Origin of the sequence: Xanthomonas sp. GPE 39, assembly GCF_000963005.1 — a bacterium.
GTDB lineage: Bacteria > Pseudomonadota > Gammaproteobacteria > Xanthomonadales > Xanthomonadaceae > Xanthomonas_A.
The window spans coordinates 1141592-1156130 of the sequence record NZ_JZHZ01000007.1; the positions used below are offsets into that span (position 1 = coordinate 1141592).

Genomic DNA, 14539 nt, shown 5'->3' on the forward strand with positions numbered 1-14539 from the left:
GAGTTTGACCAGGCCCAGCGGGGTCGGATCACACAGACGTTGCCGCAGGGCGTCGAGCGTGTCGTGTTCGGGTAGCAGTTCGACCTGCGCACCGCACAGCAGCGGAGCAAGCAGACTCGTCAAGGTCGCGTCGAAGGACAACGACGAGGACACCACCGCGCTGGGCTGCGGGCGATAGGTGGCGATGGCCCATTGCAGGTAATGCGCCGCACCGGCATGCGTGAGCAAGGTGCCCTTGGGTTTGCCGGTGGAACCGGAGGTGTAGATGATGTAGGCCAGATTGTCCGGGCACAGGCCGGGAACATCCGGTGCGCCGGGATCATCGCTGTGCGTGTCCGTGCTGTCGTCGAGTGTCAGCACACTCACGCGCAGCATCGCGCGGCTGGCCGGCAGACGATCCTGCAGATCGGTGCAGGTCAGCACTGCGCGTGGACGGCTGTCTTCCAGCAGGAAGGCCAGACGTTCGCTGGGCAGTTCCGGATCCAGCGGCACATACGCCGCGCCCGCTTTGAGCGTGGCGAGCACCGCGACCACTTGTTCGATGCCGCGCGGCAGGTACAACGCGACACGATTTTCCACACCGACACCGGAGCGACGCAGACTCTGAGCAAGCCGATTGGCGCGGGCATCCAGTTCGGCGTAGCGCAGCAGGCGTTGTCCTTCTCGCAGTGCGATGGCATCGGGCGTGCGTTGCACCTGCGCTTCGAACAAGCGATGGATGCAGGTGGCCGGAGCCAGCGGCGCGGTCTCGGTGACGGTGAAGCGTTGCAATTGCGTGCGTTCGTCGGCAGGCAATAGCGGCAGTTGCGCGACACGGGCGTGGTCGTCGGCGACCATGCCTTGCAACAGGGTCACGAACTGGGCCAGATGGCGTTCGATGGTGCTGCGCTCGAACAGCGCCGTGGCATACCCCAGGCTGCCGACGATGCGCTCGTGCTGTTCGTGCAGCGAGAACTCCAGATCAAACTTAGCATCGCCGCCCTGTGCGGGGATGGGCTGCAAGCGCATATCGGGCAGCACCAACTCGGCATCGGGGACGTTCTGCCAGGTGAGCACCACCTGGAACACCGGTTGCGCGGACAGACTCCGCTCGGGATTGAGCGCCTCGATCACCTGTTCGAACGGCACGTCCTGATGATCCTGCGCTGCCAGTGCGGTGGCACGCACCTGCGTCAACAGATCGGTGACGCTGGGCGCGCCGCGCAGGTCGATGCGCAGCGCCTGGGCGTTGACGAAGAAGCCGATCAATCCTTCGAGTTCGCTGCGCGTGCGGTTGGCGACAGGCGCGCCGATCACGACCTGATCTTGACCGGACAGTCGCGACAACAGCACGGCCCAGCCGGCCAGCACGGTCATGAACACGGTGGTGCCGTGGCGTTGGCTCAGCGCACGCAACGCGGCGGTGAGGTCGCCATCGAGGGCGATCTCGACACTATCGCCGCGATAATCCTGCAATGCCGGACGCGGGTGATCGGTGGGCAGTTCCAGCAGCGCCGGTGCGCCATGCAGATGTGCACGCCAGAACGCGAGTTGCCGTTGCAGCAGCGGCCCATCGAGCCAGCGGCGTTGCCACAGGCTGTAGTCGGCGTATTGGATCGGCAGCGGCGGCAGCGGATCGGGCTGGCCTTGCGCGAAGGCGGCATACAGCGCGCCAAGCTCGCGCAACAGGATGCCGATGGACCAGCCATCGGAGATGCTGTGGTGCATGCCGATCAGCAGGCGCTGTTGCTGCTCGGCCAGTTGTAACAGGCAACCACGGATCAATGGACCACGGCTCAGATCGAAGGGCGTGCGGGCTGCCTGTTCGGCATAGGCGTGCGCGGCAACCTCGGCATCGGCGGTGTGGCGTAAATCGATGCAGGTCAGCGCGAAGCCGGCATCGGCCGGCGCGATCACCTGGGTGGCGCCATCGTCGCTGGCGACGAAGCACGTGCGCAGCACCTCGTGGCGAGCGACGATGCGATCCAGTGCCTGTTGCAGTGCGGGCACATCCAGCACGCCGTGCAGGTCCACGCCACCGGCCAGGGTGTAGGCCTGCGCGGCGCGGTTGTCGAATTGCGCCAGGAACCATAGCCGTTGTTGCGCGAAGGACAGGGGCAGTGGCGCGTCGTCGTCGCGGGGTTGGATCGTCTCTTCCGCAGCAGGTGCTGTCTCGGTCAACAAGGCCCAGAGACGATGTGTCTCCTCGCGGGTCAGGGTCGAGATATCCTGCGGAAACATGCTGGAAGAGGACATGGTGGTTAGCGTTCCACTTGAACTTTGGAGAGGAGGGAGGTCGCGGTGTCGCGTTGCAATTGCGCAAGCCGCGTGCCGAGCACCAGGTTGGCCATTCGCTGCAGGGTCGGTTGTGCGAACAGTTGCTGGATCGGCAGATCGCAGTGCAGGGTGCGACGAATCGCGGCGGCTAGCCGCACGGCGAGCAGGGAATGCCCGCCCAGGTCGAGGAAGCTATCGTGGCGACCGACGCGCTCGATGCCGAGCAGCTCGCGCCACAGCTGCGCCAGTGCTTGTTCGAGCGGACCATCGGGGGCTTCGTACGCGGGGTGTCCGAACGCGTCGTCGTGTGGTTCCGGCAAGGCGCGGTGGTCCACTTTGCCGCCAGGTGTCAGCGGCAGGCTGTCCAGCAGCACATAGGCCGCCGGTTGCATGTAGTCGGGCAGACGCTCGCGCAGTTGCGTACGCACGGCCGGGAGGTCGTTGTGCGCAGGCATCACATACGCCACCAGCCGTGGCCCGTCGGCGGCGCCGTCGTGCGCCAAGACCAACGCATCCTCAACGCCGTGGCAACTGCGCAGGGCCGCTTCGATCTCGCCAGGTTCGATGCGGAAGCCGCGCAGCTTCAGTTGTTGGTCGTTGCGGCCGAGGTATTCCAGGGTGCCATCGGCGCGCCAGCAGGCCAGATCGCCACTGCGATACATGCGTGCGCCGGGCTGTGTGGCGAACGGATCGGGGACGAAGCGTTCGGCGGTCAGGTCGGGGCGGCCCAGGTAGCCGCGCGCGACTGCCACTCCACCCAGAGACAGTTCGCCGCAGGCGCCGATCGGCAGTGGCTGGGCGGCGCCATCCAGTACATAGGCTCGGGTGGCCGCGAGTGGGCGTCCAATGCCGCTCGGGGTGTCGGCGGCGACGGCCTGAGTGGTGGCCGCCATGACGGCCTCGGTCGGGCCATAGGCATCCAGCAGGGGGATGCGTGTGTGCTGGATCCAGTGTTGGCGCATGGCGGGCGTCAGCGCTTCGCCGCCGATGATGACCTGACGCACGCAGGCGGGAATCGCCAGCGACTGTGCGCAGAGCTGTGCCCAGAAGCGGGTGGGCAGGTTGACCACGCTGATGCCGGCTTGCGCGCACTGTGGCCAGAACCGCTCGGTGTCCAGCCAGGTGTCGTCGCGCAGGACCAGGGTGGCGCCGCTGCACAAAGTGCCGAAGAGCTCTTCGGCGGAGACATCGAAAGCCAGTGAAGCAAATTGCAGCACGCGCTCCTGTGGTCCTAGCCGGTACAGGTCGATCAGTGCGTGCAGGCGCGTGGTCAGTGCGTGGTGGGAGACCATCACGCCCTTGGGTTTGCCGGTCGAGCCGGAGGTGTAGATGACATACGCCAAGTGTTGCGCGCATAGCGGCGGCAGCACCGGGGCGTGCTCGGGCGCGTCGATGGCGGCGGCCTGTGCGGCGGCGATGGCGACAATGGGAGCGCTGAGTGTCGCTGGCCTGGCGATGTGATCGGCGTCGTCGACAAGCACAAACACCGGCTGCGCATCGGCCAACACGGTGGCGATGCGTTCGCGCGGCTGGCTGGGATCCAGCGGTAGGTAGGCGGCGCCTGCCTTGAGCACGGCGAGCACGGCGAGGATCTGTGCGATACCGCGTTGCAGGCACAGTGCCACGCAGTGCTCGGGCCGTGCACCCAGCGCGATGAGGTGGTGGGCCAGGCGGTTGGTCTGGCGGTCGAGTTGTTGGTAACTGAGTGTGTTATCGCCATCGACCAGGGCGATGGTGTGCGGTGTCGCGGCGGCCTGTTGGGCGAACCACTGCGGCAGACTGCGCGGATCGGTGGCGGCTGCGTCATGCCCGGTGAAGGTGTGCAGATGCTGGCGTTGAGCGGGCGAGAGCAACGGCAGTTTGCACACGTGCGCGCGGTCGTCGGCGAGCATGCCGTCGAGCAGCACGCCGAGGGTGTCCCATTGCCGTTGTAGTGTGGCGGCGTCGAACAAGGCGGTGGCAAAGCGCAGGCTACCGACGATGCAGCCGTGTTCCAGGTGCAGGTCCAGGTCCAGGTCGTACTTGGCCTCGCGGGTCGCTGCGGGCAGTAGCTGGCACTGTAGATCGGGCAGGGCGAGGGCGACCTGCGGGGTGTTCTGCCAGGTGAACATGACCTGGAACAGCGGTGCATGGGCCAGGCTGCGCACGGGGTTGAGCGCTTCGATCACCTGTTCGAAGGGCAGATCCTGATGTGCTTGCGCGGCCAGGGCGGTGGCGCGCACCTGGGCCAGGAGGTCGGCCACGCAGGGGTCGGCGCGCAGGTCCAGGTGCAAGGCCTGGGTGTTGACGAACAAGCCGATCAACGGCTCCAGTTCGCGCCGCGTGCGCTGGGCGATTGGGGTGCCGATGACCACCTGGCTCTGGCCGGCCAGGCGCGCCAGCAGCACGCCCCAGGCCGCGAGCAGGGTCATGAAGAGGGTGGTGCCGTGGCGCTGGCTCAGTGCGATCAGTGCCTGGGTGCGTGCGGCATCGATGGCGACCGGCACGGCGTCGCCTGCGTAGTCTTGTTCGGGCGGACGCGGGCGGTCGGTGGGCAGGGTCAGCAGGGCGGGGGCATCGCGCAGATGCTCGCACCAGAACTGGCGCTGTTGTTGCAGCAGCGGGCCATCGATCCAGCGACGCTGCCACAGGGTGTAGTCGGGATATTGGATCGGCAGCGCTGGCAATGGATCGGGCTGGCCGTGGACGAAGGCGCGGTAGAGCGCGCCGAGTTCGCGCAGCAATACGCCGATCGACCAACCATCGGCGATCAGATGATGCAGGGTCACCAGCAACAGGTGTTCGTCTTCGGCCAGTTGCAGCAGGCGTCCGCGCAAGAGCGGGCCATGTTCCAGCGCGAAGGCGGTGGTGGTTTCCTGCTCGATATAACGCTGGGCGGCAGCCTGCGGATCGGCGTGGTGACGCAGGTCGATGCACTCCAGTGGCATGGCGATGTGCGGCGGTGCGATCACCTGGGCGGGGCCGGCATCGGTGCTGACGAAGTGGGTGCGCAGTGCATCGTGGCGGGCGAGCAGGCGGTCCAGTGCCTGCCGCAGCGCGATCGGGTTCAAGATGCCGCGCAAGGTCACGACGCCGGGCATCAGATAGGCCAGATTGGCACGTGCATCGAACTGCGCCAGCACCCACAGGCGCTGTTGGGCGAAGGATAGCGGGAGTGGGTCAGGATGCGGCACCGGTACGATGGTCGGCAGCGTGCTGGGCGGCGCGTGTGCGAGCGCGCGGGCCAGATCGGCCAGGCGCGGGTGGGCGAAGAACGTGCGCAAGGCGAGGTCGACGCCGCGGCAGGCACGCAGCCGGGCGATCAATTGCACGGCCAGCAGCGAGTGACCGCCCAGGGCGAAGAAGTCGTCGTGACGACCGACCTGTCGGACGCCGAGCAGCTCGCACCACAGCATGGCCAAGCACGTTTCCGCTTCGCCTCGCGGGGCGACATAGGCCTGCGCGGCCAGGGCGCTGGCATCCGGCAGCGGCAATGCGTGGCGATCGAGTTTGCCGTGGGGCGTGGTCGGAATGCTGGCGAGCACGACATACGCGCTCGGGACCATGTACTCGGGCAGGCGTGCGAGCAGGTGATCGCGGACCTGTTCCACGTGGACTCCCTGGCCGGTCAGATAGGCCACCAAACGTGTGTCGCCGGGGCGATCGCCGCGTAGCAGGACCGCCGCCTCGCGCACGCCGGGACAGGCATGCAGTGCCGCTTCGATCTCGCCCGGTTCGATCCGAAAGCCACGCAGTTTGATCTGATCGTCGTTGCGGCCGAGGAATTCCACGCTGCCATCGGCGCGCCAGCGGGCGAGATCGCCGGTCTTGTACATGCGTTGGCCGGCATCTTCGGTGAATGGATCGGGCACGAAGCGCTCGGCGGTCAGTGCTGGCCGGTGCAGATAGCCGCGTGCGACCTGCACGCCGGCCAGATAGAGCTCGCCGGTGGCGCCGATGGGTAATGGTTGGCGGTGGCGATCCAGTACATACAACGGCGTGCGTGGCAGGGCGTTGCCGATTGGCGGCAGCAACGGCCATTGCGTCGTGTCGGCGGGCAGCCGATGGGCGGAGGCGACGTGGGTTTCGGTGGGGCCGTAGTAGTTATGCAACCGGCACGCTGCGCGCTTGGCGAAGAAGGCGCGGATGCTCGGGGTGATGCGCAGTTGTTCGCCGGCGGTGAGTACCTGTTGCAGGTGGCAGTCCAGCGTGTCCAGTGCGGGATCGGCCAGCACCGTGTCGGCCAGCGCTTGCAGCGCGATGTACGGCACATATAGGCGCTCGATACGCTGGGCGCAGAGGCGTTGGTACAGCGCATGGGTATCGCGGCGTTGCACATCGTCGATCAGCACCAAGGTGCCGCCGGTGCCGAGGGTGCTGAAGATTTCCTGGAAGCTGGCATCGAAGCCGAGCGGCGAATATTGCAGTGTGCGCAATGCTTGCAGGCCGTCGGCGAGGCCCTGCGCGGCTTCCCATTGCAGCAGGTTGAGCAGTGCGCCGTGCGGCATCACCACGCCTTTGGGTTGGCCGGTGGAACCGGAGGTGTAGATGATGTAGGCCGCGTGCAGAGGCGATCCGACTCGTGCCGGTGGCGTGGTCGGCAGGGTATGCCAGGCCGGTTGCGGGGCGTCGAGGTACACCACCCGCGGTGCATCCGGCCAGCTCGACGTCGCGGCATCTGCGCCCGTGGTCAGCAGTACCTGTGCCCAGCAATCCTGCAGCATGTAGGCCTGGCGCTCGGCCGGGTAGGTCGGGTCCAGTGGGACGTAGGCTGCGCCGGCCTTGAGCGTGGCGAGGACAGCCACCACCATGGCGACCCCGCGCGGCAGGCGGATCGCCACCCGGTCGTCGGGGGCCACGCCCAATGCGTGCAGGTGATGCGCCAGTTGGTTGGCCTGAGCTTCCAGTGCGGCATAGTGGAGCGCGACGTCGTCGCAGATGAGCGCGATGGCCTCCGGGGTGGCGGCGGCCTGACGCTCGAAGGCATGGTGGACCTGCGTATCGTGTGGCGCGTGTGCCGCAGGCGTGTTGAACGCGCCAAGCAATTGCTGGCGTTGCGTTGGGGGCAACAAGGGAATGCGCCACACCGGCATCTGCGGGTCTTGCAGCAACGCCAGCAGCATCTGCGGTAATGCGGCCATGGTGCTCTCGGCCAGTGGCAGAGGCAATCGGTCCGGGTTGACGTTGAATTCCAGCAGGGTTGGAGACTGCGCGTTATAGCGCCGCACGAACACATTCAGTGCGCTGTCCTCGTAACCGGCATGCAACGCGCGCATGGATCTCACCCCTCCTTCGATCGGGTGATCGCCGAACGCGCTGAAGTCCTCGACCGAGATGCTGATATCGAATGGTCGCAGCGCTTGTTGTCCGGCTTGGCGCAGGTGATGCACGGCGTGTTGCAAGGGGAAGCGGGCGTGGCGCATGGCCTGGCGTAATGCGCCGACGACATCGCGCATGGTGGTGCCGATCTCCGCCTGCGCCTGCACGCTCAGGTAGAGCGGCAATTGCGTGGACAGCATGCCGAGCATGTCGCGCTCGGCGGCGTTGTGGCGATTGTGTACGGTTAGACCAAGCGCGATAGAAGCATCCTGGTGACTCAGTCTGGTCAGGCAGATCGCGAGGCAGGCGGTGACGAGCGTGGTGAACGATCCATTCAGGCGTTCGGCCAGCGCGCTCAATGCCGGGAAAATATGCGGTTCCAGCGTGCAACGTAATTGAACGGTGGGCTGGCGTCCGCGCACGGATGCCGCGCCGGGATAACGCGGTTCTGGTCGCGCGGCCAGATGGGAACACCAGTAGTCAAGATCGCGACGGTAACGGTTGGAGTCCAGGTAGTTCCGGTCGCTCTCCACTGCGCGCAGAAACGAGGGCGCTGGTGTTGCTGGATCGGTTTCTCCACGCAGTAGGCGGTTGTAGCAGTCGACGATTTGCTGGGACAGCATGCCTAACGAGACGCCATCCATGCAGATGTGATGGCACAGGTACAGGCAATACCCGCGTGTGGCGGTGGCCTGCAGCCATTGGATATCCCAGAGCGGTTGGCCGTAATGCGCGAACGAACGGGTGAGGGCGTGCTGGATGTGCTCATGCACGCACTGCTCGCCATCGGCGTTGGCGCTGTAGTCGTGCCAAGGAAGCGAGAAGGGCAGCGTGTCGAGTACACGTTGAGCAGGCAGTGGCGAACCGTCGCATGCTTCGACCAACACGGTGCGCAGGGCGTCGTGGCGGGCGATCGTGATGGCGATGGCGCGTTCCCATCGCGCGCGTTGCAGGGTGCCATCGAAAGTCATCGCACAGCCGATGGTGTAGCTCGGCTGTTCCGGTGCGAGCAGTTGCCCGAGCCAGATGCCTTGCTGTGCCGAACTGAGCGGATGCAGCACCGCATCCACGGGAGTGGACAAGGCGGTAGCGCTCATGCGATCTCCCGGTGATCGGGCGTGCCGCGTGCCATCACGGCCATGCCGCCGCCGCCGGCGCATCTGCATGGCATGGGTCTTGTGGCGAAAGGTCGGGCGAAGACGATCATGGCGTTCATGGCGTGGCGGGGTCGGTCATGCGGTCGGTGTCCGCGGCGTGGGGTGCAGCGACGGTGGCGCTCTTGCTGTCGCGCTTGTTGGGCGATGGGTGCACGGTGGTGTCGAGCGCCTCCTCGATGCGGCGTGCGAGCCCGCCGATGTGCTCGGCCTCGATCAGCGTGGTGTGTTCGCCGCCGACCGGGATCCGTTCGATCTGCGTCGCCGGCAGCAGGTGTTGCCAGCCATAGGCATCGGTGGCCGGCTCCGGTTCGATGGCCTGGAAGAGAGACAGCCTGCACTCCGCCGACAATGGCTGTGCGGTGAACGTCGGCCACAAGCGATTGAAGCAGGTGCTGATGACGCAGTTTTGCAGCAGGTCCGCGACCGTGGTTTGTTCTTCCATCGCCAACTGCGCCAGTGTCGGATCGTCTGCGCAGGCCGCCGCCATCTCCGCGTATGCACTGTCGCCGATGCGTTCCAGCAGTGCGTCCAGTCCCGCTTGGATGTCGCGGCGGTCCAGATAGGGACGATAGCGCCGCAATCCTTCCAGTTGGCGCAGTAATGCCTGGGCGATCGCCACTTCGAGCGTGTCGGTGTTCGCCGTTGCGACCGGGACGTCGCAATCGAGCAGCCCCAGGAAGGCGACAGGCTGGGCCTGCTGGCCGAAGTGCTGGGCGATGGCGTAAGCGAGCAGGCCACCGGAGGAATAGCCGAGCAGGTGATATGGACCGTGCGGCTGCACCGCCTGGATCCACTCGACCATCTGCGCGGCGAGTGCTTCCATCGTGGCCGGGAGCGGCTCCGGCCACGGTAGGGCGTAGACCGGAATGTCCGCATCGAGGTGGGCGGCCAGTTCGAACGCATAAGTGATGTCGCCAACGCCGGTCGGCACCACGAACACCGGCGGGCGCTTGCCGTGGCGGCGCGCGGCCACGATGTGCGGCCCGAGCGCCTGCGTGTCCCCGCTCAGGCACGCGGCTTGGGCTTGCAGCGTCGGCGCGGCGTACACCATCTGCACGGTCAGCTCGAAGTTGCTGCGTTTGGCGGCGGCGATCAAGCGCACCACCGACATCGAATGTCCGCCCAATTCGAAGAAATGGTCGTTGCGGCCGATCCGCTGCGGCCCCAGCACGCTGGCCCAGAGTTTGGCCAGACGACGCTCGATGGGTGTGGCCGGTGGTACGTAGGCGGCATTGGCCGGCGTTGCGCTCTGCGGCGGCGGTAACGCTTCACGGTCGAGTTTGCCGTTGGCGTTCAGCGGTAAGCTGTCCAGTCGCAGATAGGTACTGGGGAGCATGTAGTCGGGCAGATGCGCGGCCAGTTGCGCACGCAGATGCTCGCCGTCGGTAGCGCTCGCGTCGCCGACCCAATATGCGACCAGGCGCGTATCGCCGTGGCCGTCCTCGTGGTCGACCACGACCGCTTCACGCACGCCATCGCAACTGCGTAGTGCCGCGACGATGTCGCCCAGTTCGATACGGAAACCGCGCAGTTTGATTTGCTGATCGCCACGGCCGAGGAATTCGAGCGTGCCATCGGCGCACCAGCGTGCCAGGTCGCCGGTGCGGTACATGCGCTGGCCGGGCTGCGTCGCGAAGGGGTCGGGAATGAAGCGCTCGGCGCTCAAGCCCGGACGGTGCAGATAGCCACGCGACACCTGCACGCCACCGACCATGAGTTCGCCGACGACGCCAACCGGGACCGGCCGGCCTCGGTGGTCGAGCAGGCGCAGGGGCACGTTGGGCAGTGGTCGGCCCAGCGTGGGCTGCGGGGTGCTGTCCTGGATCGCCGCGACGGTGACATCCACCGTGCATTCGGTCGGGCCGTACACATTGAAAAACGCGATCTGCGCGCACGCACGCAGGCGTTGCCACAGCGTCGGTGGGATCGCTTCGCCACCGATCAGCACGTGTTTGGGCATCCCGTCCGCTGCGTCGAGCATGCCGTGATCGAGCAGCAGGTGCAGTTGCGCCGGTGTGCAATCGAGCACATCCAGACGCATCTGCCGCAGCCAGGCCAGCAGCGCCGTGCCGTCCAGGCGAAGTTCCTGCGGCACGATCACCAGGCAGGCGCCGGAGAGCAGTTGCACCCACATCTTGACCGAGGCGTCGAACGACAACGCCGCATTGAGTGAGACACGCGCTGGCGTGGACGCCGTATCCGTCTGCATGATCGGACGCAGCGCCTGCCAGAGATTGACCACGGACGCGTGCGTGACCATTACGCCCTTGGGACGTCCGCTGGAACCGGAGGTGTAGATCACATAGGCCAGGTGCTGCGGGCCGAGACCCTGCGCGGCGGGATCGGGATTGTGTTCGGGCTGTTGCGCCCAGGCGGCGTCCGCATCCAGCCACAGGATCGGGACATGGCCGTGCGGCAGCCGCGCGCGCAGTGCGGTGTGGCTGAGCAGGTAATGCGGTGCGCTGTCCTGGAGCATGAAGGCCAGGCGTTGCGGTGGATAGGTCGGGTCCAACGGTACGTAGGCGGCACCGGCCTTGAGGATCGCCAACACTGCGACCATCATCTCCACACTGCGCTCCAGACACAGCGCCACCCGCATGTCCGGACCCACCCCGAGGGCGATCAGGTGATGGGCAAGACGATTGGCCTGTGCATTGAGTTGGGCGTAGGAAAGTGTGCGCTCGCCCGATTGCACCGCGATGGCCTGCGGATGGCGTGCCACCTGCTGTTCGAATAGCGGATGCACGCAGGACGCCATCACTGTCGGCACCGGTGTGGTTGCGACAGTGGGCGGGCCGGCGACGTCTTCGGCTGGTACCACGTCCAGCGCATGCAGTGGCGTCGTCGGTGCCAGGCGTAAGGCTTCGTCCAGCGACGTCAACGCCTGCAGCATCATCCGGGCCACGCGCTGGGCGCCGATCCTCGGCAGTGCCTGCACACTCAGCGAAAAGTCGCCGGTTTCGCCGTGGTCGTTGACCGACAGCAAGATCGCGTAGTGGGTGTGCTCCTGTACCGGCAGCGTCTCGATGCCTTCCCAGGCGTGGTCGCTGTCGTTGTCGGTCTCGGTCGCGCGCGCACTGCCGGCATGGCGGTAATTCAGTACGGCGGTGAACAAGGGCGCGGGAGGGCGCACGCCGCTGCAGCGTTGCGCCAGGGCCAAGGGCGCGTGCTCGTGTCGCAACAGGCGGGCAAGGCGGTGTTGCAGGGCGTGGATTGCCTGGGTCAGCTCGGTGCCGTCGCAATCCAGCCGCAGTGGCAAGGTGTTGAGGAACATGCCGAGCACCCGGTCGGCGCCGTCGCCGGCCCACATCCGCCCGAACAGCACTGTACCGAACACCACCGTATCGCGCCCGCTGCTGCGCGCTACGATCAACGCATAGGCCAGATGGAACAGGGTCGCGACACTGACGCCCATGCCGCTGGCATGCGCGCGCAGGCGCTGGCCGAGCGACGCATGCAACGGCAACTGCGCTTGTTCGCTGTGCACCGCGGCATCGGCGATGGTGGTCAGCCCGAACGGCGCGGTGGGAGCCTGGACATCGGCCAGCATCTCGGTGAAGAACGCTTGGTGTTCCGCTGCCGGCACGCCCAACTGCGCATGCGCGATGAAGTCGCGGAACGGCAGCGGTGGCGGCAAGCGGTCCTGGCGGCCGCTTAGGCAAGCCTGCAGTTCTTCCATCGCCAGTTCCAGTGTGGTGTGGTCCATCACCATGTGGTGGTGTTGCAGACCCAGCAGCCAGCGATCCTGGTCCGGGTCGTGCACCACGTGCGCGCGCAACAACGGTGCCCGCTGCAGGCAGATGGGGGGCTGTGCGGCGATGGCCTGTTGCACGTCATCGGGCGAGCCACTCCATGCGTGTGTTTGCACCGGCAATGGTGCGTGGCGCCAGACCACCTGCAGCGGCGCGCGCAGGCGTTCCCAGACGATGGCGGTGCGCAGGATGTCGTGGCGGGCGATCAGCGTTTGCAGCGCGTCCAGCACACGGTCCAGGTGTGCACGCGTGGCACAGGACAACAGCGTGTGTTGCAGGTATGGATCGTGCTCCGGATCGGTCAGGTGATGGAACAGCAGGCCTTCCTGCAATGGCGCCAGCGGATAGATGTCCTGCACGTTAGCCGCGCCGCCTTCCACGCTGTCCACCACCAGGTCGATCTCGGCCTGGGTGAGGTCTGCCAATGGCAGCAGCTCCGGAGTGATGCGAGGGCAGTCCGCGCCGATGCGGTTGGGCGGGACGATCACGCTGCGGGTGGTTTGCAGATTGGCGGCCAGGCTGGACAGCGTCGGTGTGCCGAACAGGCTGCGCACGTCCACCTGCCAGCCATGCCGACGCAGCCGTTCGATCAGGGTGACCGCCAGCAGCGAATGCCCGCCGAGCGCGAAGAAATTATCGTGACGACCGACCCGGGCGACACCGAGCAGATCGCACCACAGCGTCGCCAGGGTCTGTTCGAGCAGGCCTTGCGGCGCGACATAGGCCTCATCGGCGTGGGTGTCGTGCTCCGGCGTCGGCAGCGCCCGGCGGTCGAGCTTACCGTTGGGTGTGAGCGGCAGTGCATCGAGCAGGACATAGGCGGCCGGCACCATGTAGGCCGGCAGTCGCGCACTCAGCCGTGTGCGCAGGGTGTCGGGAGTGCTCGCGTTGCCGACGACATAGGCCACCAGGCGATGTTCGCCCTGGCGTGGTGTGTCGGTCAGTACCAGCGCTTCGCGCACGCCGGGACAGTCGCGCAGCGCCGCTTCGACCTCGGCCGGCTCCACGCGGAAGCCGCGGATCTTGACCTGCGCGTCGTTGCGGCCGAGGAATTCCAGCGTGCCGTCGCTGCGCCAGCGCGCCAGGTCGCCGGTGCGGTACATGCGCTGGCCGGGGTGTTCGGCGAACGGATCGGGGACGAAGCGTTCGGCGGTCGCCGCCGGCAAGTGCAGATAGCCCTGTGCCAGTTGTGGACCGGCCAGATGCAGTTCGCCGCTGCTGCCGATCGGGCTGGGTTGTCCTTGCGCATCCAGAACGTAGGCGCGGGTGCCGGGCAATGGCCGGCCCAGCGGCAGACGTTCGCTGCCGGGTTCGACCTGTGCGATCGGATGGGTCACGCAGAACACGGTGGTCTCGGTCGGGCCATAGCAGTGCAGCAGGCGTTGCGGCGGCGCGTGCGCGAGCAGTTGGGCGATGGTGCGCGCATCGACGCGGTCGCCGCCGGTCAACAGGCAGCGCAGTCGCGGTAGCCAGGCGGCCAGGGCCTGCCAGTAGCCGGGCAACAGTCCGGCGGTCAGGTGCAGGATGCTGACGGCATGCGCGGCAAGATGCCGCGCCAGGGCCGGCGGATCGAGCAACAGGTGCTGCTCGACGATGACCAGGCTGGCGCCATGCAGCAAGGTGGTCCAGACCTCGAAGGTCGCCGCGTCGAAGGCGGGATTGGCGACAAAGGCGACCCGGTCGTCGGCCTGGAGATGTGCATGTCCGCCGCCCATGGCGAAGGCGACCACGGCGTCATGGGCGACCACCACGCCCTTGGGTGCGCCGGTGGATCCAGAGGTGTAGATCACGTAAGCGGGACTGCGCGCGGGGAGCGTCGGCGCGGGAATGGGTGAGGCGTCGGCAGGTGGTAACTGATCCAGATCCAGGCGTGGTTGTTGCAATGGCGGCAGGGCGATCGCGCGTTCGCTCAGCACCGCGCAGGCGGCGCAGTGCGCGAGGAGTTCGGCCAGGCGTTCGCTTGGATGCGCCGGATCCAGCGGCACATAGGCGGCGCCACAGTGGAGCACGCCCAGTTCGGCGACGATCAAGTGCGCAGCGCGCGGCAGCACCACCGCCACGCNCGGCCTGCTGTGC

The 14539-nt window shown here is 66.8% G+C and carries 4 protein-coding genes; all 4 read right to left on the bottom strand.

What is annotated here, in order from left to right:
- A partial coding sequence (locus XALGPE39_RS15935; protein WP_161795320.1) for a condensation domain-containing protein occupies positions 1 to 2235 on the bottom strand: 2235 nt, incomplete at its 3' end.
- A 5-nt stretch (positions 2236 to 2240) separates the two neighbouring features.
- Positions 2241 to 8651: a non-ribosomal peptide synthetase gene (locus tag XALGPE39_RS04840; RefSeq protein WP_052690000.1), complete on the bottom strand. Its 6411-nt coding sequence runs from the start codon at positions 8649 to 8651 to the stop codon at positions 2241 to 2243.
- Positions 8648 to 8770 (bottom strand): hypothetical protein, encoded by a 123-nt coding sequence (locus XALGPE39_RS16570; protein ID WP_255352709.1) that lies wholly within the window; start codon positions 8768 to 8770, stop codon positions 8648 to 8650. Before XALGPE39_RS16570 ends, XALGPE39_RS04840 begins: the two co-directional genes overlap by 4 nt.
- Positions 8767 to 14523, bottom strand: coding sequence for a non-ribosomal peptide synthetase (locus XALGPE39_RS16385; protein WP_235429747.1), 5757 nt, complete (start codon positions 14521 to 14523; stop codon positions 8767 to 8769). Before XALGPE39_RS16385 ends, XALGPE39_RS16570 begins: the two co-directional genes overlap by 4 nt.
- Between the last annotated feature and the right edge of the window lie 16 nt (positions 14524 to 14539).

Bases quoted from the DNA above. Each gene is read 5' to 3' on its own strand.
- XALGPE39_RS16570 (WP_255352709.1), bottom strand. From the start codon at position 8,770: ATGAACGCCATGATCGTCTTCGCCCGACCTTTCGCCACAAGACCCATG.
- XALGPE39_RS04840 (WP_052690000.1), bottom strand. From the start codon at position 8,651: ATGAGCGCTACCGCCTTGTCCACTCCCGTGGATGCGGTGCTGCATCCG.